38 protein-coding genes and 1 pseudogene are annotated in these 24,560 nt (G+C 62.6%); 34 read left to right on the top strand and 5 right to left on the bottom strand.

Features of this window, described 5'->3' with window-relative positions:
• Nucleotides 1–5: 5 nt before the first annotated feature.
• The 28 genes and pseudogenes from tuf to rplQ all read left to right on the top strand — a co-directional run bounded on the left by tuf (nucleotide 6) and on the right by rplQ (nucleotide 15,677).
• Nucleotides 6–1,196 carry an elongation factor Tu gene (gene tuf / locus IZ6_RS09770; RefSeq protein ID WP_222874876.1) on the top strand — a complete coding sequence of 397 codons (1,191 nt, stop codon included), beginning with the start codon at nucleotides 6–8 and terminating at the stop codon, nucleotides 1,194–1,196.
• A gap of 57 nt (nucleotides 1,197–1,253) precedes the next feature.
• Nucleotides 1,254–1,562: a 30S ribosomal protein S10 gene (gene rpsJ, locus IZ6_RS09765; RefSeq protein WP_222874875.1), complete on the top strand. Its 309-nt coding sequence runs from the start codon at nucleotides 1,254–1,256 to the stop codon at nucleotides 1,560–1,562.
• A gap of 16 nt (nucleotides 1,563–1,578) precedes the next feature.
• On the top strand, nucleotides 1,579–2,361 hold the full coding sequence (gene rplC, locus IZ6_RS09760) for a 50S ribosomal protein L3 (RefSeq protein ID WP_222874874.1): 783 nt from the start codon (nucleotides 1,579–1,581) through the stop codon (nucleotides 2,359–2,361).
• The gene (rplD, locus tag IZ6_RS09755) at nucleotides 2,361–2,981 is read left to right on the top strand and encodes a 50S ribosomal protein L4 (RefSeq protein WP_222874873.1); all 621 of its coding nucleotides are present in this window, start codon (nucleotides 2,361–2,363) and stop codon (nucleotides 2,979–2,981) included. The genes rplC and rplD overlap by 1 nt, the downstream gene beginning before the upstream one ends.
• Entirely contained in the window at nucleotides 2,978–3,274 is a 297-nt protein-coding gene (locus IZ6_RS09750) for a 50S ribosomal protein L23 (protein WP_222874872.1), read from the top strand. The genes rplD and IZ6_RS09750 overlap by 4 nt, the downstream gene beginning before the upstream one ends.
• A 17-nt stretch (nucleotides 3,275–3,291) precedes the next feature.
• Nucleotides 3,292–4,125 carry a 50S ribosomal protein L2 gene (gene rplB, locus IZ6_RS09745; RefSeq protein WP_222874871.1) on the top strand — a complete coding sequence of 278 codons (834 nt, stop codon included), beginning with the start codon at nucleotides 3,292–3,294 and terminating at the stop codon, nucleotides 4,123–4,125.
• Between the two features lie 12 nt (nucleotides 4,126–4,137).
• Nucleotides 4,138–4,437 (top strand): 30S ribosomal protein S19, encoded by a 300-nt coding sequence (gene rpsS / locus IZ6_RS09740; protein WP_222874870.1) that lies wholly within the window; start codon nucleotides 4,138–4,140, stop codon nucleotides 4,435–4,437.
• On the top strand, nucleotides 4,437–4,817 hold the full coding sequence (gene rplV, locus IZ6_RS09735) for a 50S ribosomal protein L22 (RefSeq protein WP_222874869.1): 381 nt from the start codon (nucleotides 4,437–4,439) through the stop codon (nucleotides 4,815–4,817). The genes rpsS and rplV overlap by 1 nt, the downstream gene beginning before the upstream one ends.
• Nucleotides 4,817–5,530, top strand: a complete 714-nt coding sequence (gene rpsC, locus IZ6_RS09730) for a 30S ribosomal protein S3 (protein WP_222874868.1) — start codon at nucleotides 4,817–4,819, stop codon at nucleotides 5,528–5,530. The genes rplV and rpsC overlap by 1 nt, the downstream gene beginning before the upstream one ends.
• A 29-nt stretch (nucleotides 5,531–5,559) precedes the next feature.
• On the top strand, nucleotides 5,560–5,973 hold the full coding sequence (gene rplP / locus IZ6_RS09725; RefSeq protein ID WP_222874867.1) for a 50S ribosomal protein L16: 414 nt from the start codon (nucleotides 5,560–5,562) through the stop codon (nucleotides 5,971–5,973).
• A gap of 5 nt (nucleotides 5,974–5,978) precedes the next feature.
• Nucleotides 5,979–6,173: pseudogene (gene rpmC, locus IZ6_RS15940) on the top strand (50S ribosomal protein L29); the annotation flags it as partial.
• Between the two features lie 178 nt (nucleotides 6,174–6,351).
• Nucleotides 6,352–6,642, top strand: a complete 291-nt coding sequence (rpsQ, locus tag IZ6_RS09715) for a 30S ribosomal protein S17 (RefSeq protein ID WP_222874865.1) — start codon at nucleotides 6,352–6,354, stop codon at nucleotides 6,640–6,642.
• A gap of 38 nt (nucleotides 6,643–6,680) precedes the next feature.
• Nucleotides 6,681–7,049, top strand: coding sequence for a 50S ribosomal protein L14 (gene rplN, locus IZ6_RS09710; RefSeq protein WP_222874864.1), 369 nt, complete (start codon nucleotides 6,681–6,683; stop codon nucleotides 7,047–7,049).
• Nucleotides 7,049–7,366 (top strand): 50S ribosomal protein L24, encoded by a 318-nt coding sequence (gene rplX, locus IZ6_RS09705; RefSeq protein WP_222874863.1) that lies wholly within the window; start codon nucleotides 7,049–7,051, stop codon nucleotides 7,364–7,366. The genes rplN and rplX overlap by 1 nt, the downstream gene beginning before the upstream one ends.
• On the top strand, nucleotides 7,359–7,919 hold the full coding sequence (gene rplE / locus IZ6_RS09700; RefSeq protein WP_222874862.1) for a 50S ribosomal protein L5: 561 nt from the start codon (nucleotides 7,359–7,361) through the stop codon (nucleotides 7,917–7,919). Before rplX ends, rplE begins: the two co-directional genes overlap by 8 nt.
• A gap of 11 nt (nucleotides 7,920–7,930) precedes the next feature.
• On the top strand, nucleotides 7,931–8,236 hold the full coding sequence (rpsN, locus tag IZ6_RS09695; protein WP_222874861.1) for a 30S ribosomal protein S14: 306 nt from the start codon (nucleotides 7,931–7,933) through the stop codon (nucleotides 8,234–8,236).
• 14 nt (nucleotides 8,237–8,250) lie between these two features.
• On the top strand, nucleotides 8,251–8,649 hold the full coding sequence (gene rpsH, locus IZ6_RS09690) for a 30S ribosomal protein S8 (RefSeq protein ID WP_420825546.1): 399 nt from the start codon (nucleotides 8,251–8,253) through the stop codon (nucleotides 8,647–8,649).
• A 30-nt stretch (nucleotides 8,650–8,679) separates the two neighbouring features.
• A complete protein-coding gene (gene rplF, locus IZ6_RS09685; protein ID WP_222874860.1) occupies nucleotides 8,680–9,213 on the top strand; it encodes a 50S ribosomal protein L6 in 534 nt (177 codons plus the stop codon).
• 75 nt (nucleotides 9,214–9,288) lie between these two features.
• On the top strand, nucleotides 9,289–9,648 hold the full coding sequence (gene rplR, locus IZ6_RS09680) for a 50S ribosomal protein L18 (protein ID WP_222874859.1): 360 nt from the start codon (nucleotides 9,289–9,291) through the stop codon (nucleotides 9,646–9,648).
• A gap of 10 nt (nucleotides 9,649–9,658) precedes the next feature.
• Nucleotides 9,659–10,288 (top strand): 30S ribosomal protein S5, encoded by a 630-nt coding sequence (gene rpsE / locus IZ6_RS09675; protein WP_222874858.1) that lies wholly within the window; start codon nucleotides 9,659–9,661, stop codon nucleotides 10,286–10,288.
• Nucleotides 10,289–10,299: 11 nt separating this feature from the next.
• Nucleotides 10,300–10,563: a 50S ribosomal protein L30 gene (gene rpmD / locus IZ6_RS09670; RefSeq protein WP_222874857.1), complete on the top strand. Its 264-nt coding sequence runs from the start codon at nucleotides 10,300–10,302 to the stop codon at nucleotides 10,561–10,563.
• 86 nt (nucleotides 10,564–10,649) lie between these two features.
• Nucleotides 10,650–11,147: a 50S ribosomal protein L15 gene (gene rplO, locus IZ6_RS09665; RefSeq protein WP_222874856.1), complete on the top strand. Its 498-nt coding sequence runs from the start codon at nucleotides 10,650–10,652 to the stop codon at nucleotides 11,145–11,147.
• A 45-nt stretch (nucleotides 11,148–11,192) separates the two neighbouring features.
• Nucleotides 11,193–12,527, top strand: coding sequence for a preprotein translocase subunit SecY (gene secY / locus IZ6_RS09660; protein ID WP_222874855.1), 1,335 nt, complete (start codon nucleotides 11,193–11,195; stop codon nucleotides 12,525–12,527).
• Entirely contained in the window at nucleotides 12,524–13,111 is a 588-nt protein-coding gene (locus IZ6_RS09655) for an adenylate kinase (protein ID WP_222874854.1), read from the top strand. Before secY ends, IZ6_RS09655 begins: the two co-directional genes overlap by 4 nt.
• A 172-nt stretch (nucleotides 13,112–13,283) precedes the next feature.
• The gene (gene rpsM / locus IZ6_RS09650; protein WP_222874853.1) at nucleotides 13,284–13,652 is read left to right on the top strand and encodes a 30S ribosomal protein S13; all 369 of its coding nucleotides are present in this window, start codon (nucleotides 13,284–13,286) and stop codon (nucleotides 13,650–13,652) included.
• Between the two features lie 86 nt (nucleotides 13,653–13,738).
• Complete coding sequence (gene rpsK, locus IZ6_RS09645; RefSeq protein WP_222874852.1) at nucleotides 13,739–14,128, top strand: 30S ribosomal protein S11; 390 nt, start codon at nucleotides 13,739–13,741, stop codon at nucleotides 14,126–14,128.
• 83 nt (nucleotides 14,129–14,211) lie between these two features.
• The gene (locus tag IZ6_RS09640) at nucleotides 14,212–15,228 is read left to right on the top strand and encodes a DNA-directed RNA polymerase subunit alpha (RefSeq protein ID WP_222874851.1); all 1,017 of its coding nucleotides are present in this window, start codon (nucleotides 14,212–14,214) and stop codon (nucleotides 15,226–15,228) included.
• 29 nt (nucleotides 15,229–15,257) lie between these two features.
• Nucleotides 15,258–15,677, top strand: coding sequence for a 50S ribosomal protein L17 (rplQ, locus tag IZ6_RS09635; protein ID WP_222874850.1), 420 nt, complete (start codon nucleotides 15,258–15,260; stop codon nucleotides 15,675–15,677).
• Nucleotides 15,678–15,762: 85 nt separating this feature from the next.
• On the opposite strand, the gene IZ6_RS09630 is transcribed toward rplQ, so the two are convergent.
• From IZ6_RS09630 to IZ6_RS09615, 4 genes are all read right to left on the bottom strand, one after another.
• Nucleotides 15,763–15,930: a hypothetical protein gene (locus IZ6_RS09630; protein WP_222874849.1), complete on the bottom strand. Its 168-nt coding sequence runs from the start codon at nucleotides 15,928–15,930 to the stop codon at nucleotides 15,763–15,765.
• A gap of 39 nt (nucleotides 15,931–15,969) precedes the next feature.
• Complete coding sequence (locus IZ6_RS09625) at nucleotides 15,970–16,449, bottom strand: GNAT family N-acetyltransferase (RefSeq protein ID WP_222874848.1); 480 nt, start codon at nucleotides 16,447–16,449, stop codon at nucleotides 15,970–15,972.
• Between the two features lie 126 nt (nucleotides 16,450–16,575).
• Nucleotides 16,576–17,655, bottom strand: a complete 1,080-nt coding sequence (locus tag IZ6_RS09620; RefSeq protein ID WP_222874847.1) for a M48 family metallopeptidase — start codon at nucleotides 17,653–17,655, stop codon at nucleotides 16,576–16,578.
• A gap of 14 nt (nucleotides 17,656–17,669) precedes the next feature.
• Nucleotides 17,670–18,266, bottom strand: a complete 597-nt coding sequence (locus IZ6_RS09615; RefSeq protein WP_222874846.1) for a LemA family protein — start codon at nucleotides 18,264–18,266, stop codon at nucleotides 17,670–17,672.
• 97 nt (nucleotides 18,267–18,363) lie between these two features.
• Here IZ6_RS09615 and IZ6_RS09610 point away from each other — a divergent pair, with 97 nt between their 5' ends.
• The 6 genes from IZ6_RS09610 to IZ6_RS09585 are packed head-to-tail and all read left to right on the top strand — an operon-like array spanning nucleotide 18,364 to nucleotide 23,628.
• Nucleotides 18,364–19,764: a Do family serine endopeptidase gene (locus IZ6_RS09610; protein ID WP_225873885.1), complete on the top strand. Its 1,401-nt coding sequence runs from the start codon at nucleotides 18,364–18,366 to the stop codon at nucleotides 19,762–19,764.
• Nucleotides 19,764–21,083, top strand: coding sequence for a replication-associated recombination protein A (locus IZ6_RS09605; RefSeq protein WP_222874844.1), 1,320 nt, complete (start codon nucleotides 19,764–19,766; stop codon nucleotides 21,081–21,083). The genes IZ6_RS09610 and IZ6_RS09605 overlap by 1 nt, the downstream gene beginning before the upstream one ends.
• 42 nt (nucleotides 21,084–21,125) lie before the next feature.
• The gene (locus IZ6_RS09600; RefSeq protein ID WP_222874843.1) at nucleotides 21,126–21,686 is read left to right on the top strand and encodes a chromate transporter; all 561 of its coding nucleotides are present in this window, start codon (nucleotides 21,126–21,128) and stop codon (nucleotides 21,684–21,686) included.
• Nucleotides 21,683–22,210 carry a chromate transporter gene (locus IZ6_RS09595; protein ID WP_222874842.1) on the top strand — a complete coding sequence of 176 codons (528 nt, stop codon included), beginning with the start codon at nucleotides 21,683–21,685 and terminating at the stop codon, nucleotides 22,208–22,210. Before IZ6_RS09600 ends, IZ6_RS09595 begins: the two co-directional genes overlap by 4 nt.
• 14 nt (nucleotides 22,211–22,224) lie before the next feature.
• A complete protein-coding gene (gene crcB, locus IZ6_RS09590; RefSeq protein WP_222874841.1) occupies nucleotides 22,225–22,605 on the top strand; it encodes a fluoride efflux transporter CrcB in 381 nt (126 codons plus the stop codon).
• A gap of 9 nt (nucleotides 22,606–22,614) precedes the next feature.
• Nucleotides 22,615–23,628, top strand: coding sequence for an RluA family pseudouridine synthase (locus IZ6_RS09585; protein WP_222874840.1), 1,014 nt, complete (start codon nucleotides 22,615–22,617; stop codon nucleotides 23,626–23,628).
• 7 nt (nucleotides 23,629–23,635) lie between these two features.
• Here IZ6_RS09585 and IZ6_RS09580 read toward each other — a convergent pair whose 3' ends face one another.
• Nucleotides 23,636–24,529: a hydrogen peroxide-inducible genes activator gene (locus tag IZ6_RS09580; protein WP_222874839.1), complete on the bottom strand. Its 894-nt coding sequence runs from the start codon at nucleotides 24,527–24,529 to the stop codon at nucleotides 23,636–23,638.
• Between the last annotated feature and the right edge of the window lie 31 nt (nucleotides 24,530–24,560).

Here is a 24,560-nt window from a genome sequence, read left to right as displayed (position 1 = left end):
CCGCCATGGCCAAAGAGAAATTTGAACGCAACAAGCCGCATTGCAACATCGGCACGATCGGACACGTCGACCACGGCAAGACGTCGCTGACGGCGGCGATCACGAAGATCCTTGCGGAAACGGGCGGCGCGACGTTTACGGCGTACGACCAGATCGACAAGGCGCCGGAAGAGAAGGCGCGCGGCATTACGATCTCGACGGCTCACGTCGAATACGAGACGAAGAACCGTCACTATGCGCATGTCGACTGCCCCGGCCACGCCGACTATGTGAAGAACATGATCACGGGCGCCGCCCAGATGGACGGCGCGATCCTCGTCGTGTCGGCCGCTGACGGCCCGATGCCGCAGACGCGCGAGCACATCCTGCTCGCCCGCCAGGTCGGCGTTCCGGCGCTCGTTGTGTTCCTGAACAAGTGCGACATGGTCGATGATCCGGAGCTGCTCGAGCTCGTTGAGCTCGAAGTGCGCGAGCTTCTGTCGAAGTACCAGTTCCCGGGCGACACGATCCCGATCATCAAGGGCTCGGCTCTGGCCGCTCTTGAAGATTCGAGCAAAGAGCTCGGTCACGATGCGATCCTGAAGCTGATGGAAGCGGTCGATGCGTCGATCCCGCAGCCGGACCGTCCGATCGACCAGCCCTTCCTGATGCCGGTTGAAGACGTGTTCTCGATCTCGGGCCGCGGCACGGTGTGCACGGGTAGAGTCGAGCGCGGTGTTGTGAAGGTCGGCGAGGAAATCGAGATCGTCGGCATCCGTCCGACGACGAAGACGACGGTCACGGGCGTCGAGATGTTCCGCAAGCTGCTCGATCAGGGCCAGGCGGGCGACAATATCGGCGCTCTTCTGCGCGGCACCAAGCGCGAGGACGTCGAGCGCGGTCAGGTTCTGTGCAAGCCGGGTTCGGTGAAGCCGCACACGAAGTTCAAGGCGGAAGCCTACATCCTGACGAAGGAAGAGGGCGGGCGTCATACGCCGTTCTTCGGCAACTACCGTCCGCAGTTCTACTTCCGCACGACGGACGTGACGGGCGTGGTGACGCTGCCGGAAGGCACGGAAATGGTGATGCCGGGCGACAACATCGCCATGGAAGTCACCCTCATCGTGCCGATCGCCATGGAAGAGAAGCTCCGCTTCGCCATCCGTGAAGGCGGCAGAACTGTTGGCGCCGGCGTCGTCGCCGCCATCATCGAGTAATTAGGGCAACCCTCGTCGAGCGCCCCTTCGGGGGCGCGACGCAGGAAAGAGAAGATCATGAACGGTCAGAATATCAGGATCCGGCTCAAAGCGTTCGACCATCGAATTCTCGATACGTCGACGAAGGAGATCGTCTCGACCGCGAAGCGGACGGGTGCGCGCGTGCGCGGACCCATTCCGCTGCCGACGCGCATCGAGAAGTTCACGGTCAACCGTAGCCCCCACGTCGACAAGAAGAGCCGTGAGCAGTTTGAAATGCGCACGCACAAGCGTCTTCTCGACATCGTTGACCCGACGCCCCAGACGGTGGACGCGCTGATGAAGCTCGACCTCGCCGCCGGCGTCGACGTTGAAATCAAGCTCTGAGAGAAAGACCACGACAATGCGGTCCGGAGTGATTGCTCAGAAACTGGGAATGACCCGCGTCTTCACCGACGCCGGCGAGCATATCCCGGTTACGGTTCTGAAGCTCGAACAGTGCCAGGTGGTCGCCCACCGCACCGTCGAGAAGGACGGCTATGCGGCCGTGCAGCTCGGCGCAGGTACGCGCAAGCCGAAGAACCTTTCAAAGGCCGTTCGCGGCCAGTTCGCTGTCGCCAAGGTCGAACCGAAGCGCAAAGTGGTTGAGTTCCGCGTTCCGGCGGACGGGCTTATCCCCGTCGGCGCCGAGATCACGGCCGATCACTTCGTTGCCGGCCAGTTCGTTGACGCCACGGGCACGACGACCGGCAAAGGCTTTGCCGGTTCGATGAAGCGCTGGAACTTCGCCGGCGGCCGTGCCTCGCACGGTAACTCGATCTCGCATCGTTCGCACGGTTCGACGGGTTCGCGTCAGGATCCCGGCAAGGTCTTCAAGAACAAGAAGATGGCCGGTCATCTCGGTGTCGAGCGCGTCACGACGCAGAACCTGAAGGTCGTCCGCACGGATGTCGAACGCGGTCTGATCCTCATCGAAGGCGCCGTTCCCGGCGTCAAGGGTGGCTGGGTCGAGATCCGCGACGCCGTCAAGCGCGCGCTTCCGAAGGACGTGCCGACGCCCGGCAAGTTCCGTCTGAACGAAGACAAAAACGCTTCGCCGAAGCAGGCTGCCGAAGAAAAGGCGCCGGTCGAAGAGACCGCGCCGGCAGCTGTCGCTCCCGAAGCCAAGACTGAGGGAGACGCCTGATGGATATCGCCGTCAAGACGTTCGAGGGCAAGGACGCCGGCAAGGTGACCCTGTCCGATTCCATCTTCGCTCTCGAAGTGCGTCAGGACATCCTGGCCCGCGTCGTGCGCTGGCAGCTCGCCAAGCGCCGCGCCGGCACGCACAAGACCAAGGGCCGTTCGGAAATCGATCGTACCAAGTCGAAGATGTACAAGCAGAAGGGCACCGGTCGTGCCCGCCATCACGCCGCGTCTGCTCCGCAGTTCCGTGGCGGCGGACGGGTCTTCGGTCCGGTGGTGCGCAGCCATGCGCATGACCTTCCGAAGAAGGTCCGTGCGCTCGGCCTGAAGCATGCGCTGTCGGCCAAGGCGAAAGAGGGCGGTCTGATCATCGTCGATACGGTTGCGCTGAAGGATGCCAAGACCAAGGCGTTCCGCGCGCAGCTGAAGAAGCTTGGCTTTGCCTCGACGCTGATCGTCGACGGCGCCGAAGTCGAAAAGAACCTGGGCCTCGCCGTCCGCAACGTCCCGCATGTGGACGTGCTGCCGGTGCAGGGCATCAATGTTTACGACATCCTGCGTCACGACACGCTCGTGCTCAGCAAGGCTGCCGTGGACGCGCTTGAGGAGCGCTTCAAATGAGCAAAGACGCGCGCCACTACGACGTGATCAAGTCGCCGGTCATCACCGAAAAGGCGACGGTTGCGTCCGAGCACAACAAAGTTGTCTTCAAGGTCGCCCGCAACGCGACGAAGCCGCAGATCAAAGCGGCCGTCGAGAAGCTGTTCGACGTCAAGGTCACCGGCGTCAATACGCTGGTCACCAAAGGCAAAGTGAAAATGTTCAAGGGCCGCCCCGGTGTGCGCAGCGACGTCAAGAAAGCCGTCGTGACGCTGGCCGAAGGCTCCCGCATCGACGTGACCACGGGTCTGTGAGCGAGACGAGATAGATCATGGCACTGAAGAACTTCAAACCCGTCACGCCGAGCCTTCGCCAGCTCGTCCTGGTCAACCGTTCGGAACTCTACAAGGGCAAGCCCGAGAAGAGCCTGACGGAAGGCAAGGCGAAGAATGGCGGCCGCAACAATCTCGGCCGGATCACCGTCCGCTTCCGCGGCGGCGGCCACAAGAAGTCGTATCGTCTGATCGACTTCAAGCGCCGCAAGCTCGATGTGCCGGCGACGGTTGAGCGGATCGAATACGATCCGAACCGCTCCGCCTTCATCGCGCTGATCAAGTATAATGACGGCGAGCTGAGCTACATTCTGGCGCCGCAGCGCCTGGCCGCCGGCGATACGGTTATTGCCGGTCAGCTGGTCGACGTGAAGCCGGGCAATGCGATGCCGCTGGCATCGATCCCGGTCGGCACGATCGTGCACAATATCGAGATGAAGATCGGCAAAGGCGGCCAGATCGCCCGGTCCGCCGGCTCGTATGCGCAGATCGTCGGCCGCGACCAGGGCTATGTCGCGCTGCGTCTGGGTTCGGGCGAACAGCGTCTGGTCAACGGCCAGTGCTTTGCGACGGTCGGTTCGGTGTCGAACCCTGATCATTCGAACCAGAGCTTCGGCAAGGCTGGCCGTATGCGCTGGATGGGCTTCCGCCCGCATAACCGCGGCGTTGCGATGAACCCGGTTGACCATCCGCACGGCGGCGGCGAAGGCCGCACCTCGGGCGGCCGTCATCCGGTCACCCCGTGGGGCAAGCCCACAAAGGGCAAGAAGACCCGCAACAACAAGTCGACGTCGAAATTCATCGTGTCGAGCCGGCACGCGAAGAAGAAGTAAGGGATCGAAAACGTGGCACGTTCGCTCTGGAAAGGTCCGTTCGTCGACGGCTATCTGCTCAAGAAGGCAGATACGGCCCGCGGATCCACGCGCTCGGAGGTCATCAAGACCTGGAGCCGGCGCTCGACCATTCTGCCTCAGTTCGTGGGCCTGACATTCGGCGTCCACAACGGTCAGAAGCACATTCCGGTCTTCGTCTCGGAAGAGATGGTTGGCCACAAGCTCGGCGAATTTGCGCCGACGCGGACCTTCCACGGCCACACGGCCGGGGACAAGAAGGCCGTGAAGAAGCCGGCACCGGGAGCTAAGTAATGGGTAAGAAAGCGACCGAGCGCCGTCTGAAAGACAACGAGGCTCAGGCCAAGACGCGGGTGATCCGTATCAGCCCGCAGAAGCTCAACCTCGTCGCGCAGCTCATTCGTGGCAAGCAGGTCAAGACCGCGCTTGCCGATCTTCAGTTCTCGAAGAAGCGCATTGCGAAAGACGTCAAGAAGACGCTCGAAAGCGCGATCGCCAATGCCGAGAACAATCACAGCCTCGATGTCGACGATCTGATCGTCGCCGAGGCTCATGTCGGCAAGGCCTTCGTCATGCGGCGCTTCTCGCCGCGTGCCCGCGGTCGCGTCGGCCGTATCGAAAAAGCATTCTCGCATCTGACGATCGTCGTGCGCGAAGTGCGGGAGAGCGCCTGATGGGTCAGAAAGTTAATCCGGTCGGGCTTCGCCTCGGCATCAACCGCACCTGGGATTCGCGCTGGTACTCCAACAAGGGCGAATACGGTCAGCTGCTGCACGAGGATTTCAAGATCCGCGACGCGCTGCTGAAGGATCTGAAGCAGGCTGCTGTGTCGAAGATCGTCATCGAGCGTCCGCACAAGAAGTGCCGCGTTACGATCCACTCGGCTCGTCCGGGCATCGTCATCGGCAAGAAGGGCGCGGACATCGAGAAGCTGCGCAAGAAGGTCGGCGCGATGACCGGCTCGGAAGTGCACATCAACATCGTTGAAGTGCGCAAGCCCGAAATCGACGCCCAGCTTGTGTCCGACTCGATCGCTCAGCAGCTCGAGCGCCGCGTTGCGTTCCGCCGCGCTATGAAGCGCGCCGTGCAGTCGGCGATGCGCCTGGGTGCCGAAGGCATCCGCATCACGTGCTCGGGCCGTCTCGGCGGCGCCGAAATCGCGCGCACGGAATGGTACCGCGAGGGCCGCGTTCCGCTGCACACGCTGCGTGCCGACATCGACTACGGCGTTTCCACCGCGCATACCGCGATGGGCACGTGCGGCGTCAAGGTTTGGATTTTCAAGGGCGAGATCATGGAGCACGACCCCATGGCTCAGGACAAGCGCCTGAGCGAGGGTGAGGGCTCCACGGGCCGCACGCGCCGTGAGCGCGAAGCGGCCGAGTGATCGGCTTTAGGAATTAGAGGACTAAACACATGCTTTCGCCGAAGCGCACCAAGTTCCGCAAGCAGTTCAAGGGCCGGATTTCCGGCACCGCGAAGGGCGGGACGACTCTGACCTTCGGGTCTTTCGGTCTCAAGGCCCTCGAACCTGAGCGCGTCACCGCGCGTCAGATCGAAGCCGCGCGCCGCGCCATGACCCGCGAAATGAAGCGCCAGGGCCGTGTGTGGATCCGCGTGTTCCCCGACGTGCCGGTCACCAAGAAGCCGACCGAAGTGCGCATGGGTAAGGGCAAGGGCGCGGTGGAACTGTGGGCGGCACGCGTTGCCCCGGGCCGCATCATGTTCGAGCTCGACGGTGTCAGCGAGACGGTCGCGCGCGAAGCGCTGCGCCTGGCCGCCGCCAAGCTTCCGATCCGTACGCGCTTTGTCGCGCGTATCGCGGAGTAAGAGATATGACGAAAATCAGCGATGTCCGTGCGCTCAGCGCCGACCAGATCAACGACGAAGTCCTGAAGCTCAAGAAGGAAGAGTTCAATCTTCGCTTCCAGCGCGCGACGGGACAGCTCGAAAAGGCGACCCGCTTCCGCGAGATCCGCCGCACGATCGCCCGTCTTCTGACGGTCGCGAACGAGCGCGCTCAGGGCAAGGAAGTCATCGCCCGCGCCCCGAAGGCGCCGAAGGCAAAGCCGGCCAAGGCTGAAGCTGCGCCCAAGAGCGAAGAAACGAAGGCCGCCAAGCCGGCCAAGGCCAAGGCTGAGCCGAAGGCCAAGAGCGAAACCAAGACCGCCTCGAAGAAGAGCGCGAAGAAGGCTGAGGATTAATTAGATGCCGAAACGCATTCTCCGCGGCACCGTCGTGAGCGACAAGCAGGACAAGACCGTCGTCGTGAAGGTCGAGCGCCGCTTTACGCATCCGCTTCTCAAGAAGACGGTGCGTCGCACGAAGAATTATCACGCACACGATGAAGCGAACTCCGTGAAGGTCGGCCAGCAGGTCGCCATCGAAGAGAGCGCGCCGATTTCGAAATTGAAGCGCTGGCGTGTCATCGAAGGTGAGGGCGCCGCAGCCACTGCAAATAAGGAAGGGCGGGCGAAGTCGTCCAAGGCGAAAGCCTGAAGACGAAACCGGTCCGTCAGTAAGAAGGATAGATTGTCATGATCCAGATGCAGTCCAACCTCGACGTCGCCGATAATTCGGGCGCCCGTCGGGTCATGTGCATCAAAGTGCTGGGCGGCTCGAAGCGTAAATACGCTTCGGTCGGCGACGTGATCGTCGTTTCCGTCAAGGAAGCGATTCCGCGCGGCCGCGTGAAGAAGGGCGAGGTCGTCAAGGCCGTCATCGTCCGCACCGCCAAAGACATCAAGCGCGCCGACGGTTCGGTCATCCGCTTCGACAAGAACGCGGCTGTGCTCATCAACAAGGAAGGCGAGCCGATCGGCACGCGTATCTTCGGACCGGTGCCGCGCGAACTGCGCGCCCGCAACCACATGAAGATCATCTCGCTCGCCCCGGAGGTGCTGTAATGGCTGCCAAGATCAAGAAGGGCGATCGCGTCGTCGTTCTGTCGGGCCGTGACAAGGGCAAGGCGGGCGAAGTGCTGAACGTCAATCCGAAGACGGAACGTGCGGTTGTGCGCGGGGTGAACATCAATGTTCGCCACCAGAAGCAGACCGGCAATCAGGAAGGCGGCCTCATCCGCAAGGAAGGCACGATCCACCTGTCGAACATCGCGCTGGCCGATCCGTCGACCGGCAAGGCAACCCGCGTCGGCTTCAAGACGCTCGATGACGGCCGCAAGGTGCGCGTCGCCAAGAAGTCGGGAGAGCGCATCGATGCTTGATAATCCGAACTATGAACCGCGCCTGAAGCGCGTTTACGACGAAGTCGTTCGCAAGCAGCTGACCGAGAAGTTCAGCTACAAGAACGCCCTCGAAGTGCCGCGCATCGACAAGGTCGTGCTCAATATGGGCGTCGGCGAAGCGGTCGCGGACTCCAAGAAGATCAATTCGGCTGCGAACGATCTGTCGCGCATTGCCGGCCAGAAGGCCGTCATCACGAAGTCGCGGACCTCGATCGCCACCTTCAAACTGCGCGAAGGCCAGGCCGTCGGCTGCAAGGTCACGCTGCGCAAGGCGAAGATGTGGGAGTTCCTGGACCGGCTGACGAACGTCGCTCTGCCGCGCGTCCGTGACTTCCGCGGCCTGAACCCGAAGAGCTTTGACGGTCGCGGTAACTACGCGCTCGGCATCAAGGAACACATCATTTTCCCCGAGATCAACTACGACCAGGTCGAGCAGGTTTGGGGCATGGATGTCATCGTTACGACCACAGCCAAGACGGACGACGAAGCCCGCGAACTCCTTCGCGCGCTCGGCTTCCCGTTCCGTACCTGAGAGAGCAAGCAATGGCTAAGAAAAGCTCGATCGAGAAGAACAAGAACCGCACGAAGCTGGTTGCCCGCTTCGCCGCCAAGCGCGCTGCGCTCAAGGCGATTGCGGACGATCAGACGAAAACCATTGAGGAGCGCTTCGAAGCGCGCCTCAAGCTGGCGGCTCTGCCGCGCAACTCGGCGAAAAACCGCCTCAAGCTGCGCTGCGAAGTCTCGGGCCGTTCGCGGGCCGTGTACCGCAAGCTGAAAATGTCCCGTATCGCGCTGCGCGAACTGGGTAACAAAGGCCTGATCCCCGGCCTCGTGAAATCGAGCTGGTGAGGAGATAGACCAAGATGAGCATGGTTGATCCGCTCGGCGATATGCTGACCCGCATCCGTAACGCGCAGATGCGCCGCAAGAACGTGGTGACCACACCCGGTTCGACGCTGCGCGCCCGCGTTCTCGATGTGTTGAAGACGGAAGGTTACATCCGCGATTACTCGACGACGAGTTTCGAGGCCGGCCGCACCGAATTCAGCATTGAGCTGAAATATTATGATGGCGCGCCCGTGATCCGTGAGATCGCCCGCGTGTCCAAGCCCGGCCGCCGCGTCTACTCGTCGGTCGGAAATCTTCCGCGCGTGTCGAACGGCCTCGGCATCGCGATTGTGTCCACGCCGAAGGGCGTCATGGCCGACCACGAAGCGCGCGAGCACAACGTGGGCGGTGAGGTTCTCTGCACGGTCTTCTGATCTTGCATAACGGAATAAGGGATTAGCGCCATGTCGCGCATTGGTAAGAAAGCGATTGCGGTTCCGCAGGGTGTGACGGCCTCCGTCACCGGCCAGACCGTCCGCATGAAGGGCCCGAAGGGTGAGCTCTCTTTCGTTCTTCCGGACGATATCGAGGGCAAGCTCGAGAACGGCCAGATCAAGGTGGATCCGCGCGAGAAGACGCAGCGCGCCCGCTCGATGTGGGGCCTGTCGCGTTCGATGGTGCAGAACCTTGCGACCGGCGTGACGCAGGGTTTCGAGCGCAAGCTCGAAATCGAAGGCGTCGGCTATCGTGCGTCGGTGCAGGGTAAGAACCTCGTTCTCGCGCTCGGCTACAGCCACGACGTCAACTACGCGATCCCGCAAGGCATCACGATCACGACGCCGAAGCCGACCGAGATCGTCATTACGGGTTCGAACAAGCAGCAGGTTGGCCAGGTGGCCGCCGAGATCCGCGAATGGCGTCCGCCGGAGCCCTACAAGGGCAAGGGCGTCCGTCATGCGGGCGAATTCATCTTCCGCAAGGAAGGTAAGAAGAAGTAACCCCGAACGGGGACCAGTGACCGGGCCGTATCTGAACCGTTCAGGTGCGCCGGTACAGGAGAAGAGAACAGTACGATGCCGAAGAATCTCAAGACCGCAGCCCGTCGCAAGGCCAGCGTCCGCCGCAATCTCCGCAAGGTGGCAGAGGCCGGACGTCCGCGCCTGTCGGTGTTCCGCTCGTCGAAGCACATCTATGCGCAGGTGATCGACGATGTGAACGGTCACACGCTCGCTGCAGCCTCCTCGAACGAGAAGGATCTGCGCAGCAAGACCGGCGCTGATACGGCGGCCGCAACAGCGGTTGGCAAGCTCATCGCTGAGCGTGCGTCGAAGGCCGGCGTCAAGAACGTCGTGTTCGACCGCGGCAGCTACATTTATCACGGGCGCGTCAAAGCGCTCGCCGAGGGTGCCCGCGAGGGCGGCCTGAACTTCTGAGGTAAGAGACATGGCACAAGAGCCGAGAGGTCCCCGCGACGGCCAGCGTCAGGAACGTGGCGAAGGCCGCGGACGTGGTCGCGAAGGCGGCCGTGGACGTCAGGACCGCGAAGAGCGCGATAGCGAATTCGTGGACAAGCTCGTTCACATCAACCGCGTCGCCAAGGTCGTGAAGGGCGGTAAGCGCTTCGGCTTTGCCGCGCTCGTCGTCGTCGGCGACCAGAAGGGCCGCGTCGGCTACGGTCACGGCAAGGCGCGCGAAGTGCCGGAAGCGATCCGCAAGGCGACGGAAGCCGCCAAGCGCGGTCTTGTCCGCATCGCGCTGCGCGAAGGCCGCACGCTGCATCATGACGTGTACGGCCGCTGGGGCGCCGGCAAGGTCATCGTGCGCGCGGCGCCTCCCGGCACCGGCATCATCGCCGGCGGTCCGATGCGCGCCGTGTTCGAGACGCTCGGCATCTCGGACGTCGTTGCCAAGTCGCTCGGTTCGTCGAACCCCTACAACATGGTGCGCGCGACGTTTGCCGCGCTGAAGGCGGAAGACAGCCCGCGTTCGGTCGCCGCTCGCCGCAATCTCAAGGTCTCGCAGCTGCAGTCGCGCCGTCGCGATGCCGGCGCTGACGAAGCCGTCGAGGCGTAAGGAAGAAGATCATGGCAACCAAGCCCGCAGCAAAGCCCGCGACCGCGAAGAAGAAGCCGGCTCCGAAGGCCGCCAAGAAGGCGCCGAAGGGTCCGAGCATCACGGTCGTGCAGACCGGCTCGCCGATCCGCCGTCCGTACGATCAGCAGGAAACGCTGATCGGCCTCGGCCTCAACAAGATCGGCCGCAAGCGGACCCTGCCGGACAATCCGGCGGTTCGCGGCATGATCGCGAAGGTCGCGCACATGGTGCGCGTCGTCGAAGAGACGAAGTAATCAAACCCCGGCATCCCGCTGGCGCGGATGCCGTTTTCCAGTGACGTGCCGAAACCGGCACTCAAGCGAGCCAGACGGAGCAGACGATGAAACTGAACGTTATCAAGGACAATCCCGGCTCCTCCAAAAAGCGGATGCGCGTCGGACGCGGCATCGGCTCGGGCAAGGGCAAGACCGCCGGGCGCGGCGTGAAGGGCCAGAAGGCGCGCTCGGGCGTTGCCATCAAGGGTTTTGAAGGCGGCCAGATGCCCTTGCATCGCCGTCTGCCGAAGCGCGGCTTCGTCAACGTGTTCCGCATCGAGCTCAACGAACTCAATCTCGACCGTCTGCAGTCGGCGATCGATGCGAAGAAGATCGACATCAAGAACGAGATCACCAATGAAGGTCTCGTCGAAGCTGGCGTTCTCTCGAAGAAGCGCGGTGGCCTGAAGCTGCTCGGCAAGGGCAAGTTTACGGCGAAGGCCAATTTCGTCGTCGCTGCGGCGTCGAAGTCGGCGATCGAAGCGGTCGAAAAGGCCGGCGGTTCCGTAAAGGTCGTGCCGGTCAAAAAGCCGGTCGAAGAAAAACCGAAAAAGAAGGCCTGAGCCGTCCCCTCCGGGACGGCTTGTTCCATCGGGAGCAGGCGTTAAATGGCATCGGCAGCTGAACAGCTTGCAGCGAATCTGAACCTCTCGGCCTTCGGTAAGGCCGACGAGCTGAAAAAGCGCATCTGGTTCACACTCGGCGCGCTCATCATCTATCGTCTCGGCACCTATATCCCGCTGCCCGGCATCAATCCGGATGCGCTCGCGGACGTCTTCCGTCAGCAGAGCCAGGGCATTCTCGGGATGTTCAATATGTTCTCGGGCGGCGCGGTCGGCCGTATGGCCATCTTCGCCCTGAACATCATGCCCTACATCTCGGCCTCCATCATCATCCAGCTGATGACGTCGGTTTCTCCTCAGCTCGAAGCGCTGAAGAAAGACGGCGAGGCGGGCCGCAAGATCATCAATCAGTACACGCGCTATGCCACGGTGCTGCTCGCAACGGTCCAGGCCTATGCGATCGCCGTCGGTCTCGAAGGCGCCTCGAACGTCGTCATGGAACCGGGCATGTTCTTCCGGGTCTCGACCGTCATTACGCTGGTCGGCGGCACGATGTTCCTGATGTGGCTCGGTGAGCAGATCACTTCGCGCGGCATCGGCAACGGCATTTCGCTGATCATCTTCTCGGGCATCGTTGCCGAACTTCCGGCCGCGCTTGTCGGCATGTTCGAGCTCGGCCGCCAGGGCGCCCTGTCGACGCCGATCATCCTCGGCGTGATGATCATGGCGGTCGCGGTCATTTCCTTCATCGTGTTTGTCGAGCGCGCCCAGCGCCGCATTCTGATCCAGTATCCGAAGCGCCAGGTGTCGGCGACGCAGATGTCGGGCGGTGAAAGCTCGCATCTGCCGCTGAAGCTCAACACCTCGGGCGTCATTCCGCCGATCTTCGCGTCCTCGCTGCTGCTCCTGCCGACGACGGCGGCGGGCTTCATCGCCGCGGGCGGCCCGGAATGGCTGACCTGGGTGACCACGCATTTCGGCCATGGCCGGCCGCTCTATATGTTCAGCTATGTCGCGCTGATCGTGTTCTTCGCCTTCTTCTATACGGCGATCGTCTTCAACCCGACGGAGACGGCCGATAACCTGAAGAAGTATGGCGGCTTCATTCCGGGCATCCGTCCGGGTGAGCGCACGGCGGAATATATCGACTACGTGCTGACGCGCATTACAGTGCTCGGCGCCGGCTATCTCGCCATCGTCTGCTTGATCCCGGAAATTCTGATCTCCTATGCCGCCGTGCCGTTCTATTTCGGCGGCACCTCGCTCCTCATCGTCGTCTCGGTGACGATGGATACGGTGGCGCAGGTCCAGGGGCATCTCTACGCGGCCCAGTATGAGGGCCTGATCAAGAAGGCGAAGCTCAAGGGGCCCCGCCGATGAGGCTTATCCTCCTCGGACCCCCCGGCGCCGGCAAAGGCACCCAGGCGCAGCGCCTCGTTGAGCGGCACGAGATCGTCCAGCTCTCGACCGGCGACATGCTGCGCGCTGCGGTTGTGGCGGGCACCGAGATCGGCCTGAAGGCGAAGGCTATTATGGACCGCGGCGAGCTCGTTCCGGACGAGGTCGTGGTCGGCATCATCAAGGACCGGATCGAGAAAACCGACGCCAAAAACGGCTTCATTCTCGACGGTTTCCCGCGCACGGTCGGCCAGGCCGAGGCGCTGGACAAGATGCTCAAGGAAAAAGGTCTTAAGCTCGACGCCGTTGTCGAGATTAAGGTCGATGAAGGTATCCTGTTGTCGCGTATAGAAAAAAGGGCAGGGGAAACCCCCGGCGGCCCGCGCGCGGACGACAATGCGGAGGCGCTGAAGAAGCGCCTTGCCGTCTATCGTGAGCAGACGGCACCGCTGGTTGATCACTTCCGGTCCAAAGGTCTTTTGAAGACCGTGGACGGGATGAAAGGTATTGAGGAAGTTGCCCGTTCCATCGACGCAGTCCTCGGGGTCGGAAATCCGGCTTCCTAAGGTTGACGTCGAGGGGGGAAACCTCCTATATCCCGGCACTTGACAGCCGAAAGCTTCGCTTCGGTGCCGGGTTCCGTTCGGGTCCGGCATCGTTTCGTTTTGTCCGGCCCGCTTTATCGGGCAGTCCGGCTGCCAGCCGAATTTTAGGCCGCAAGGCCCTTGGGAGAATACAGTGGCTCGTATCGCTGGTGTGAACATTCCGACGAACAAGCGCGTAGTGATCGCGCTGCAGTACATTCACGGCATTGGCCAGAAGAAGGCCAAGGAGATCACCGATGCTGTCGGTATCCCGGCCGAGCGCCGCGTCAATCAGTTGACGGACGCCGAAGTCCTGCAGATCCGCGAAGCCATCGACCGCGACCATGTCGTCGAGGGCGATCTTCGCCGTGAAAATTCCATGAACATCAAGCGTCTCATGGATCTCGGCTGCTATCGCGGCCTGCGTCATCGCCGCGGCCTGCCGGTCCGCGGTCAGCGTACGCACACGAACGCCCGCACCCGCAAGGGTAAGCCGAAGGCGATCGCCGGCAAGAAGAAGTAAGTAATTACACTGGAGCGGCGCTCGCGCCGGTCCGTCCCCAGCGCCTGGCATTACGGGCGCGCCCGAAGGACTGAAGGAAGTTTTTTATGGCCAAAGAAGCCCAGCGCGTCCGCCGCCGCGAACGCAAGAATATCGTTTCCGGCGTCGCTCATGTGAACGCGACTTTTAACAACACGATGATCACCATCACCGACGTTCAGGGCAATACCGTGTCCTGGTCCTCGGCCGGCACGATGGGATTTAAGGGCTCGCGCAAGTCGACGCCCTATGCGGCTCAGGTCGCCGCGGAGGATGCAGCCCGTAAGGCTTCCGAGCACGGCATGCGCACGCTCGAAGTCGAAGTGCGCGGCCCGGGTTCGGGCCGTGAATCGGCGCTCCGCGCGCTGCAGGCAGCCGGCTTCACCGTCACTTCGATTCGTGACGTGACGCCGATCCCGCACAATGGCTGCCGCCCGCGCAAGCGTCGTCGCGTCTGATTTTTGTTTTGCGTGGCGGGCTAAATGCCCGCTCCCCCGGCGCCCGAATGAGGACGCCGCGCCACATTTAGAAGGTGCCCGCCGTGATCCAGAAGAACTGGCAAGACCTCATCAAGCCGAACAAGCTCGACGTGAGCGCCGGCCGCGACCCGCAGCGTTTCACGACCGTCGTCGCTGAACCGCTCGAGCGCGGCTTCGGCGTGACGCTCGGCAATGCTCTGCGTCGCGTGCTCCTGTCTTCGCTGCAGGGAGCCGCGGTGACGTCGGTGCAGATCGACGGCGTGCTGCATGAGTTCTCCTCGATCGCCGGCGTCCGCGAAGACGTCACCGACATCGTCCTGAACATCAAGGACATCGCCATCCGCATGCAGGGCGAGGGCCCGAAGCGCATGACGCTGCGCAAGCAGGGTCCGGGCGCGGTCGTTGCGGGCGACATCCAGGTGACCGGCGACGTTGCGATCCTGAACCCCGATCTCGTCCTGTGCCATCTCGACGAAGGCGCGGACATCCGCATGGAATTCACGATCGACACCGGCAAGGGCTATGTCCCGGCCGACCGCAACCGCGCCGAAGACGCGCCGATCGGCCTGATCCCGGTCGACTCGCTCTATTCGCCGGTCCGTCAGGTTTCCTACAAGGTCGAGAACACCCGCGAGGGCCAGATCCTCGACTATGACAAGCTGACCCTGACGATCGAAACCGACGGTTCGGTCACGCCGGACGACGCGCTCGCTTATGCCGCGCGCATCCTGCAGGACCAGCTCGAAGTGTTCGTGAACTTCGAAGAGCCGAAGAAGGCCGAAGAGCGCACCGCCATTCCGGAGCTCGCCTTCAACCCGGCCTTCCTCAAGAAGGTGGACGAACTCGAGCTTTCTGTGCGTTCGGCGAACTGCCTGAAGAACGACAACATCGTCTATATCGGCGACCTCGTGCAGAAGACCGAGGCGGAAATGCTCCGCACTCCGAACTTCGGCCGCAAGTCGCTGAACGAGATCAAGGAAGTGCTGGCTCAGATGGGCCTGCACCTCGGCATGGAAGTGAGCGGCTGGCCGCCGGAGAATATCGAAGAGTTGGCCAAGCGCTTCGAAGAACATTACTGAGCGCGCGAGAAGCGTGAGGAGATAAGACCATGATGCACGGCAAGCGCGGCCGCCGGTTTAACCGGACTCAGAGCCATCGCGGCGCGATGTTGAAAAACCTCGCCGTCTCGCTGATCGAACACGAGCAGATCGTAACGACTCTGCCCAAGGCGAAGGATCTTCGCCCGGTGGTGGAAAAGCTCGTCACGCTCGGCAAGAAGGGCGGTCTTCACGCCCGCCGCCAGGCCATCGCCGAGACGCGCAGCGTCGATGCGGTGAAGAAGCTCTTTGACGTCATCGGCCCGCGCTATGCGAGCCGCAATGGCGGATATCTGCGCATCATCAAGGCCGGCTTCCGCCACGGCGACAACGCCGCGGTCGCCGTGATCGAGTTCGTCGATCGCGATGTGAACGCCAAGGGCGCGGTCGACCACAATCGTGCCGAAGCTTCCGAAGAAGCGGCAGCCTGATCTCGGCGCCTCTGAATTCGTGGGGACGGGGAATTAAAAAGGCGGCCTTTCGGCCGCCTTTTTTGTTGCCTCGCTCAGACCGTTATTATTTGGCCGGGGCGGGTACGCTCGGGGCGCTTGGCGCCTCGATTTTGATGTCCGGGCCGGCGTCGCCGCCTTCCATGCCCCGGAAGAAAAAGAACGCGACACCGATCACAATGATCGCGCCGATCAGCACGCCGGCAAGGCCGATGCCGCCAGAATTGTCTGCCATAAGCGAACCCTCCGTTTATGCGGAAGGATAACGCACGTCTTAGGTGTTAGTTCCTGCCTCGAGTTCCCATGCCCATACCGGCCCGACATCGGGATCGGTCGCTGTGCCGTTTTGCACAAAGCCGAGGCGCTGCAGGATACGGGTGGAGGCATTTTCCTCAGGAGACGTATGAGCGGTGATGAGCGTGATCTCCGGCTGGCTGCGGGCGATCTCGACCAGAGCCGCCGCCATGCGGCTGCCCACGCCGAGGTTTTCAAAGCCGGGGAATGTGAAATAGGAAATCTCGATACGGCCGTCATCGTCCGGCATGCCGGTGAAACTGCATATACCGATGATAACGCCCGTGTCCTCGTGCGCCGTGAGATAGCTCAGCCACGGCGCGGTTTGCCCGGTCAGCGCGTACATATCGGCCGTTGCGCGCAGAACCGAGATCAGGGGCTCGGTTGAGGCCAGCCCTCGCAGAATTTCGAGCCTGTTGTGGTCGAGCGGGACAAGTTCGATCTTGCTTTCATCGGTCATCAAAAACGTCCCGTTCTGAGATGCCGCCGAAAAACGCTTCGTGCGTAGCGCAGGATATCGGGGTTGGATGCCGCGGCCGTCATCAGGCCCTTTAACAAGTTCCCGGCGGCAAGGCGAGCGGCTTGCTCAGGAGGCCGCTCCGGCCTCGATCTGCTCGGCAGGCGGTTGCGTGGCCTGCTGCTCGGCAAAGCCCTCTTCCAAGGTGGACAGCGGACGGGGCCCGGGATCGTGCCCGCCCGCATAGCGCACCAGAGCCTCGCAGCGCTCGGCGATGGAAGGGTGCGTTGCCCAGAATCCTGCGCTGTCGGAATCGATAAATAAAGCTTCAACCTGTCCGGGGATCGCGCCGAGATTGGAGCGGCGTTCGATCTTGCGCAGCGCGCCGATCATGGCGTCCGGGTTCTTCGTCAGCTCGACCGCCCCGGCATCGGCCATATATTCGCGCCGCCGCGAGATGGCCATGCGCAGAGCGAGCGCCGCCAGCCGCGCGATGATGAAGATAACAATCGCGATGATGATGAGGATCGCGCCGCCACCGCCGCCTTTGCTCTTGGAACTGGAGCTTGAAGAAGACCCGCCGCTGCTGCCGCTGCTGCGAAACCCGACGCCGCGGCCAAAGCCGCGCATCATGACATCGCCGACCAGCGAGACGAGGCCCGCAAATACCGCGGCAATAACGATGAGGCGCACATCCCCGTTGATGATGTGCGTCATTTCATGGGCGAGAACGGCCTCAAGCTCGGCATCGTCGAGTTCGTCGAGAAGTCCGCGCGTGACCGTCACCGCATAGTGCTCGCGCCGGACGCCGCTGGCATAGGCGTTGAGCGCAGATATTTCGATGATGCGGATCGAAGGGATCGGGCGCCCACGCTGGATCGCGAGATTCTCGACCATGTTGTAAAGACGCGGCTCGTCCGTGCGCTCGACCTTCCGCGCACCCGTCAGTTTGTCGATCATCCATTGATGGGCGACGAAGGCGAAGAACAGCCACAGACCCGAGACGATGAGGGCGATCGGCAGCACCGCCGGCAAAAGCTCGAACCCGCGCTGCAGGCCGTAGATGACATCGGGGTTCTCGAAGAATCCGACCCAGAGCAGAGCGAACGCATAGCAGACGATCAGCATCAGGAACGGAAAGCCTAAAAGCAGCAAAAGCGACTTTACGGCGTTGTTCCAGATATGCGTTTTGAGGCCGATCGCCTGCATAGATCAGCGTCCGCTCAGAAGCCGACTTTCGGCGCGGCCTGAATGGCCGCGCGCTCGGCCTCCGGCACTTCGAAGAAGGTGCGCGGCTGGAAACCGAGGGAGCGGGCGAACAGAACCGCCGGAAACTGTTCGGCCGCCGCGTTGTATTCCTGGACCGCGTTGTTGAAGAAACGGCGGGAGGCGGCGATCTTGTTTTCGATGTCGGACAGCTCGGTCTGCAGCTGCAGGAAGTTCGTATTGGCCTTGAGGTCCGGATAGCTTTCGGCGAGCGCAAAGATCTGGCGGAGGGCGCCTGAGAGCACGTTTTCCGCCGCCGCCTGTTCGGCAGGGCCGGAGGCCGAAACGGCGGCGTTGCGCGCCTTGATCACCGCATCGAGCGTCTCTTTCTCGTGCTTGGCATAGCCCTTCACGGTTTCGACCAGATTGGGAATAAGATCGTAGCGCTGCTTCAGCTGCACATCGACATCCGACCAGGCCTGATTGGTCACCTGCCGGAGCGAGACCAGCCGGTTGTAGATGACGATGCCGAAAAGGACGAAGGCGGCGATAATGCCGAGAAGAATCCAGGTCACGGGGATAGACTCCGAGGGGTGGGGCGCAATTCCTAGCATAGCGGCAAGGGGATCAGAACGGCTTCAATCCCCTGTGCCGCGCGCCTATAAGTCGGTCCCCGACGGGCTGAGGTTCATGAGGTTTTCAAGCATGAGAATGCGTGTCTGTTCCGCTTTGGTTGTGGCGACGGCTCTTCTGTGTATCCCGGCTGCGGCCCAGCAGCGAACGGTGCCGGCCAGCCAGGCCGAAATCCAGCTGTCCTATTCGCCGCTCGTTAAACAGGTCACTCCGGCGGTCGTGAACGTCTATGCCTCGCGCGTCGTCGCGCAGCGGCCGCGCGGCTTTCCCTTCGATGATCCGCTCTTTCAGGAATTTTTCGGCGGGCAGATGAACATGCCGCGCGAGCGGCTTCAAAGATCTCTCGGTTCAGGCGTTCTCGTCGGCGAAGAGGGCATCGTCGTCACCAACAATCACGTCATCCAGGGCATGACGGATGTGCGCATCTCTCTGGTGGATCAGCGCGAGTTCGATGTCGATGTCGTGCTCACCGATCCCGTATCCGATATCGCGGTGCTGAAAGTGCGCGATGGCAAGGGCAAGTTCCCGGTCGTGCCGCTCGTCAACGGTGACGGGGTCGAGGTCGGCGATATCGTGCTGGCCATCGGCAATCCGTACGGCCTGGGCCAGTCGGTGTCGCAAGGCATCGTCTCGGCCATCCGCCGCATCCAGAAGAAAGGCGGCGAGCAGGCCGTGTACCTACAGACGGACGCTGCGATCAATCAGGGAAATTCCGGCGGCGCGCTGATCGACATGAAGGGCAATCTTCTGGGCATCAACACGCTGATCTATACCAAGACCGGCGGCTCGGACGGCATCGGCTTTGCGGTGCCGGCCTCCATCGTCAAGCTTGTGCTGGCTGCGGCGCGCAATGGCGACAAGGTCGTCCGCCGGCCGTGGATCGGCGCCGATCTGCAGGCGGTCACGCGCGAGATCGCCGAGAGCATGGGGCTCGACCGGCCGTTCGGTGCGCTTGTCGCCGAAGTCGACAAGGATTCGCCCGCCGCCCGCGCGGGTCTGAAGCCCGGCGATATCGTGACCGCCGTCGAAGACAAGCCGGTCGAAGATCCGACGGCGTTGACCTATCAGGTCACCATACGTCCCATCGGATCGAAAGCGGTGCTGCATATCCTGCGGCAGGGCAAAGAAACGACGCTCAATCTGCCGGTGGATTCGGCGCCCGAAACCGTGCCGCGCGATGAGCGCCTCATCGGCGGCAAGGGACCTTTCTCCGGTGCGAAGGTCGTCAATGTGTCTCCCGCCGTTGCGCAGGAGATCGGGCTCGACGGATCGCTCTCCGGCGTTCTCATCCTCGATATCGAAAACGGCTCGGTCGCAGATCGGGTCGGCTTGGAAAAAGGCGATCGCGTTTTGATGCTGAACGATCAGAAGATCGACAGCGTGAACACACTCGCTTCGGCAAGCGAAGCGAGCGAGAAGCTCTGGAAAGTTACGATCCAGCGCGGTGGGCAGGTCGTGACACGCATGTTCCGGTTCTGATGGCAGCCAAGGGCCAATCCACGCTCTTTGAGGCCGCGGGCCTCGACCGGTCGGCGCCGCGTCCGCTGGCCGATAGGCTGCGGCCGCAAAAGCTGAGCGAGGTTGTCGGTCAGGATCATCTCGTCGCCGAGGGCGGCGCGCTGGCGCGTCTTCTCGGTTCGGACAGCATCGGCTCTTTGATTTTCTGGGGCCCGCCCGGCACCGGCAAGACGACGGTCGCCCGTCTTCTCGCCAATGAAACAGATCTTTATTTCGAACCCATCTCGGCGATCTTTTCCGGCGTTGCCGATCTCAAGAAGATTTTCGAAACCGCGCGCGGCAGAAGGCAAACGGGGCAGGGCACTCTACTGTTCGTCGACGAGATCCATCGTTTCAACCGCGCGCAGCAGGATGCTTTTCTTCCGTTCATGGAAGACGGCACGATAACGCTCGTTGGTGCGACGACGGAAAATCCGAGCTTTGCGCTGAACGCCGCGCTTTTGTCGCGTGCGCGCGTGATGGTGTTCAAATCGCTCGACGATGAGGCCATCGGCAATCTCCTGACGCGCGCCGAAGAAATCGAAGGCAAAAAGCTGCCGCTGGATGAGGAGGCGCGCGCATCTTTGGTGCGCATGGCGGATGGCGATGGCCGTGCTTCGCTGACGCTTGCCGAAGAGCTCTGGCGTGCGGCGCGCGAAGGAGAGGTGTTCGATCTCACGGCTGTGCAGGACATCGTGCAGCGGCGCGCGCCGATCTACGACAAATCGCAGGACGGTCATTACAATCTGATTTCGGCGCTGCACAAATCGGTGCGCGGGTCCGATGTCGATGCCGCGCTCTATTATCTGTCGCGCATGCTGGATGCGGGCGAAGATCCGCTCTATCTGGCACGGCGACTGATCCGCATGGCGTCGGAGGATATCGGCATGGCCGATCCGCAGGCGCTGACGATCTGCATTTCGGCGCGCGATGCCTATGAACAGCTCGGCACGCCCGAGGGCGAACTCGCGCTGGCTCAGGCCTGCGTCTATCTCGCGACGGCGCCGAAATCGAACGCCGCCTATATGGCCTATAACGCGGCGCGCAGAGCCGCCCAGGAACACGGCTCGCTTGTGCCTCCCAAGCACATCCTCAACGCGCCGACGCGTCTCATGAAGGATGAGGGCTACGGCAAGGGCTACGCCTACGATCACGACGCGCCGGACGGATTTTCCGGCCAGAGCTATTTCCCGGACGAGATGGAAAGGCCGGTCTTCTATGAGCCGGTCGAGCGCGGCTTCGAGCGCGAAATCCGCAAGAGACTAGACTATTGGGCGAGGCTTCGGCGCGAGCGCGAATAGCCCCGAGTCTTGCGGGATTTTAAGCCTCTGGTATGCAGGGGTATGCAGCAGCCCTCACCTGAGTCCCCCGCACCGAACCCCGGGCTCGGCGCGCTGTTTCTGGCCTTCTTCGGAATTTCGATCATGGGGTTTGGCGGCGTCCTTCCGTGGGCGCGCTGGATGGTGGTTGAAAAGCGCGGCTGGCTCACGCCAAAAGAGTTCAACGAAGCGCTGTCTCTGTGCCAGTTCCTGCCGGGCGGCAATATCGTCAATTTCGGCGTCGTCATCGGCAGTAAATATCGCGGCGCGCTCGGCTCGATCGCTGCCGTCTCGGGCATGCTGATCGGACCGTTCTTCGTCGTCATCGGCCTGGCTTCGCTCTATGTCGAGTTCAAGGAGATCCCCGGCATTGGCGGCATGCTGACCGGCGTCAGCGCCGCGGCGAGCGGCCTTGTCGTTGCGCTGACGGTGAAGATGGCGCTGGCCATGCGCGAGGAGATCGTGCCGCTTCTGTTTGCGGTCGCGGGCTTTGTCGCCGTCGGCGTCTTCCGGATGCCGCTGATTGCAAGCGTGCTCGTGATGGCGCCGATCACCATTCTCTACGCATGGCGGCGCGTCCAATGAACAGCGATCTCGGCAAACTGATTGCGATGTTCGCGCCGCTGTCGCTGATCTCGATCGGCGGCATCAATTCGACCTTCCCGGAAATGCATCGCCTCGCCGTCGAGGTGCATCAGTGGATGTCGGATGAGGAGTTCGTCCGCCTTTACGCAATTTCGCAGGCGGCGCCCGGGCCGAACCTTATGGTCGTCACGCTCATCGGCTGGCATGTTGCCGGCATGCTCGGCGGTTTTGTCTCGATGGCCGCCATCGTTCTGCCGAGCGCGACGATGACCTATTTCATCGCGCGCGCCTGGACGCGGTTTCGCGAAGCCAAATGGCGCAAGGCCGTTCAGGCCGGGATGATCCCGGTCACGCTCGCTCTCGTTGCTTCGAGCGCCTACATCCTTGTGGCTACCGTCTCGCGCGGGAGCGTCTTGCTCATCCTCGTCACCATCGCGACCGCCATTCTCACGACCTTGACCAAGGTGCACCCGCTTTTGCCGCTGGCGGCAGCCGGCGCGCTGGGCTATTTCGGGGTCCTCTGACGGGGCGAACTCCCATGCAGGCTCTGGTTCTGGTCTTTATCGGCGGCGGCCTCGGCGCTGCGGCCCGCCATCTGTTCAATCTTGCTGCGGCACGCCTCTTCGGCATCGGGTTTCCCTGGGGCACGTTCGGCGTCAACGTCATCGGCGGGCTGGCCATGGGCCTTCTCACCGCCTGGCTGGCGTCCCGGACGCAGGGCACTTCGGAGCATTTGAGGCTGTTTCTGGCGACCGGCATTCTGGGCGGTTTCACCACCTTCTCGGCCTATTCGCTCGACGCGGTGGTTCTCTGGGAGCGGGGGGCGCATACAGCCGCCCTGTTTTACGTCGTGGCTTCCGTAGTGCTGGCCATCGGCGGGGTGGCCGTCGGGCTCGCTATTGGCCGCGCCTTCGCTTAAGTCAGGCCCATGTCCGTTGAGATCGTTACGGTCAAGGATAGCGAAGACGGCCTCCGCCTCGATCGCTTCCTGAAGGCCCGCTATCCGGCGCTCGGCTTCGGCCAGCTGCAGAAGATTTTGCGCACCGGCCAGGTGCGGGTCGATGGCGCACGCGCCAAGCCGCAGATGCGGGTCGAGGCCGGTCAGAGCGTGCGCGTGCCGCCGCTCGGCGAGGCGGGCAAGCCGGGCGCGCTATCGCCCAAGAAAGCCGCCAGCGCCGACGATGCGGCGTACCTCCGAAGCCTTGTCCTGTGGGAAGACAAGGATGTCATGGTGATCAACAAGCCGCATGGTTTGGCCGTGCAGGGCGGCTCGGGCACCAAACGCCATATCGACGGCATGCTGCAGGCAATGGCCGGTCCCGACGGCGATCGGCCGAAACTCGTCCACCGCCTCGACCGCGACACCGCGGGCTGTCTCGTCATCGCCAAAAACCGCAAAGCGGCGTCGGCGCTCGGCCGTACGTTCAATTCGCGCTCGGCGCGGAAGATTTATTGGGCGGTGGTGCCGGGCGTGCCCGAACCGCATCAGGGCCGCATCTCGACCTATCTGGCAAAGGACGGCGCTGCCGGAAACGAGAAGATGCGCGTCGCCCAGCATGGCGATCCGGAAGCCAGCCACGCCATCACTTATTACGCGGTGGTCGAGAAGGCCGGCAAAAGCGCCGCTTGGCTGTCGCTGAAACCGGTGACCGGACGTACGCACCAGCTGCGCGCCCATCTTGCGCATATCGGCCACGCCATTCTCGGCGATCCGAAATATAGCGGCGGCCCGGAAGAGCGTTATGGCGGGCTGCCGGAAGATATGTCGGTCGATATGCCGAAAAAGCTGCTTCTTCTGGCGCGGCGCATCACGCTGCCGCATCCGAAAGGCGGCACGATCGATGTGACGGCGCCGCTGCCGGAGCACTTCAAAGAAGCGTTCAGCCTGTTTGGCTTCGACGCCAAGACCGGCGATCCGATCCTCGAAGCGCCGAACGACTAAGCTTCGATTATTCTGCGAGCGCGGCCCGCACCGCCGCTTCGATCTCATCCACATCCCGCTCAATGCTGGCCGATCGCCGCCATGCCAATCCAATGGTGCGCGCGGGTTCGGGATCGGGGAAGTGCAGAAGTTTCACGCGCGGATTGGCCTTGGCTTCGGCGGTGACGAAGAGTTTCGGCAAAAGCGTGATGCCCTGTCCATTAGCGACGAGCTGCACCAGCGTCGACAGGCTCGTTGCGCCATAGCTGCGCAGCCGTCCCGCATCGAGCGTGCGGCACACTTCCAGCGCCTGATCGCGGAAACAGTGTCCGTCCTCCAGCAAAAGAAGATCGGGGCTCGACAGCATGTCCTGGCTCGCCGCATCGGCAGTCGCGAATGCGCCTTTGGCGGCGACGGCCAGCATGAAGGGATCGTCAAAGAGCGGGCGCTCGGTGAGATCGGGACGGTCGAGCGGAAGGCTTGCGATGATCGCATCGAGATCGCCGGCGAGAAGTTCTTCGACCAGCGTCGCCGTCAGAGTTTCCCGAAGGGTCAGCCGCGCATTCGGAACGCGCTCCATGACGGCTGGGAGGAGGCGCGGCAACAGATAAGGCGCGACCGAGGGAATGACGCCAAGCCGGAACGGCCCGCTCAGGAGCCCGTGCGTGGAGCGCGCCTGAGCCTCGAGATCGGCAACGGCCCCGAGAATGCGGTCGGCATGGCCGAGGGCCTCACGGCCGGCCTCGGTGAGCCGCGCGCCGTCGCGCACCCGTTCGAACAGCTTTGTGCCGAGATGGGTCTCCAGCTCGCGGATCTGCATGGACAGCGCCGGCTGGGTCACGGAGCAGGCATCGGCGGCGCGGCCGAAATGGCCCATCCGGGCGAGTGTTTGGAAATAGCGGAGGTTTCGCAACGACAGCATGATACGATAAGAATATCTTATCTTAGAAGCC

This window comes from Terrihabitans soli (assembly GCF_014191545.1).
GTDB classification, from domain to species: Bacteria; Pseudomonadota; Alphaproteobacteria; order Rhizobiales; family Methylopilaceae; genus Flaviflagellibacter; species Flaviflagellibacter soli.
This window is presented reverse-complemented; position numbering and strand designations above follow the sequence as displayed.

Coding starts and splice junctions, on each gene's coding strand:
- tuf (WP_222874876.1), top strand. CDS start 6: ATGGCCAAAGAGAAATTTGAACGCAACAAGCCGCATTGCAACATCGGC.
- rpsJ (WP_222874875.1), top strand. CDS start 1,254: ATGAACGGTCAGAATATCAGGATCCGGCTCAAAGCGTTCGACCATCGA.
- rplC (WP_222874874.1), top strand. CDS start 1,579: ATGCGGTCCGGAGTGATTGCTCAGAAACTGGGAATGACCCGCGTCTTC.
- rplD (WP_222874873.1), top strand. CDS start 2,361: ATGGATATCGCCGTCAAGACGTTCGAGGGCAAGGACGCCGGCAAGGTG.
- IZ6_RS09750 (WP_222874872.1), top strand. CDS start 2,978: ATGAGCAAAGACGCGCGCCACTACGACGTGATCAAGTCGCCGGTCATC.
- rplB (WP_222874871.1), top strand. CDS start 3,292: ATGGCACTGAAGAACTTCAAACCCGTCACGCCGAGCCTTCGCCAGCTC.
- rplV (WP_222874869.1), top strand. CDS start 4,437: ATGGGTAAGAAAGCGACCGAGCGCCGTCTGAAAGACAACGAGGCTCAG.
- rpsC (WP_222874868.1), top strand. CDS start 4,817: ATGGGTCAGAAAGTTAATCCGGTCGGGCTTCGCCTCGGCATCAACCGC.
- rplP (WP_222874867.1), top strand. CDS start 5,560: ATGCTTTCGCCGAAGCGCACCAAGTTCCGCAAGCAGTTCAAGGGCCGG.
- rpsQ (WP_222874865.1), top strand. CDS start 6,352: ATGCCGAAACGCATTCTCCGCGGCACCGTCGTGAGCGACAAGCAGGAC.
- rplN (WP_222874864.1), top strand. CDS start 6,681: ATGATCCAGATGCAGTCCAACCTCGACGTCGCCGATAATTCGGGCGCC.
- rplX (WP_222874863.1), top strand. CDS start 7,049: ATGGCTGCCAAGATCAAGAAGGGCGATCGCGTCGTCGTTCTGTCGGGC.
- rplE (WP_222874862.1), top strand. CDS start 7,359: ATGCTTGATAATCCGAACTATGAACCGCGCCTGAAGCGCGTTTACGAC.
- rpsN (WP_222874861.1), top strand. CDS start 7,931: ATGGCTAAGAAAAGCTCGATCGAGAAGAACAAGAACCGCACGAAGCTG.
- rpsH (WP_420825546.1), top strand. CDS start 8,251: ATGAGCATGGTTGATCCGCTCGGCGATATGCTGACCCGCATCCGTAAC.
- rplF (WP_222874860.1), top strand. CDS start 8,680: ATGTCGCGCATTGGTAAGAAAGCGATTGCGGTTCCGCAGGGTGTGACG.
- rplR (WP_222874859.1), top strand. CDS start 9,289: ATGCCGAAGAATCTCAAGACCGCAGCCCGTCGCAAGGCCAGCGTCCGC.
- rpsE (WP_222874858.1), top strand. CDS start 9,659: ATGGCACAAGAGCCGAGAGGTCCCCGCGACGGCCAGCGTCAGGAACGT.
- rpmD (WP_222874857.1), top strand. CDS start 10,300: ATGGCAACCAAGCCCGCAGCAAAGCCCGCGACCGCGAAGAAGAAGCCG.
- rplO (WP_222874856.1), top strand. CDS start 10,650: ATGAAACTGAACGTTATCAAGGACAATCCCGGCTCCTCCAAAAAGCGG.
- secY (WP_222874855.1), top strand. CDS start 11,193: ATGGCATCGGCAGCTGAACAGCTTGCAGCGAATCTGAACCTCTCGGCC.
- IZ6_RS09655 (WP_222874854.1), top strand. CDS start 12,524: ATGAGGCTTATCCTCCTCGGACCCCCCGGCGCCGGCAAAGGCACCCAG.
- rpsK (WP_222874852.1), top strand. CDS start 13,739: ATGGCCAAAGAAGCCCAGCGCGTCCGCCGCCGCGAACGCAAGAATATC.
- rplQ (WP_222874850.1), top strand. CDS start 15,258: ATGATGCACGGCAAGCGCGGCCGCCGGTTTAACCGGACTCAGAGCCAT.
- IZ6_RS09630 (WP_222874849.1), bottom strand. CDS start 15,930: ATGGCAGACAATTCTGGCGGCATCGGCCTTGCCGGCGTGCTGATCGGC.
- IZ6_RS09625 (WP_222874848.1), bottom strand. CDS start 16,449: ATGACCGATGAAAGCAAGATCGAACTTGTCCCGCTCGACCACAACAGG.
- IZ6_RS09620 (WP_222874847.1), bottom strand. CDS start 17,655: ATGCAGGCGATCGGCCTCAAAACGCATATCTGGAACAACGCCGTAAAG.
- IZ6_RS09615 (WP_222874846.1), bottom strand. CDS start 18,266: ATGCTAGGAATTGCGCCCCACCCCTCGGAGTCTATCCCCGTGACCTGG.
- IZ6_RS09610 (WP_225873885.1), top strand. CDS start 18,364: ATGCGTGTCTGTTCCGCTTTGGTTGTGGCGACGGCTCTTCTGTGTATC.
- IZ6_RS09605 (WP_222874844.1), top strand. CDS start 19,764: ATGGCAGCCAAGGGCCAATCCACGCTCTTTGAGGCCGCGGGCCTCGAC.
- IZ6_RS09600 (WP_222874843.1), top strand. CDS start 21,126: ATGCAGCAGCCCTCACCTGAGTCCCCCGCACCGAACCCCGGGCTCGGC.
- IZ6_RS09595 (WP_222874842.1), top strand. CDS start 21,683: ATGAACAGCGATCTCGGCAAACTGATTGCGATGTTCGCGCCGCTGTCG.
- crcB (WP_222874841.1), top strand. CDS start 22,225: ATGCAGGCTCTGGTTCTGGTCTTTATCGGCGGCGGCCTCGGCGCTGCG.
- IZ6_RS09585 (WP_222874840.1), top strand. CDS start 22,615: ATGTCCGTTGAGATCGTTACGGTCAAGGATAGCGAAGACGGCCTCCGC.
- IZ6_RS09580 (WP_222874839.1), bottom strand. CDS start 24,529: ATGCTGTCGTTGCGAAACCTCCGCTATTTCCAAACACTCGCCCGGATG.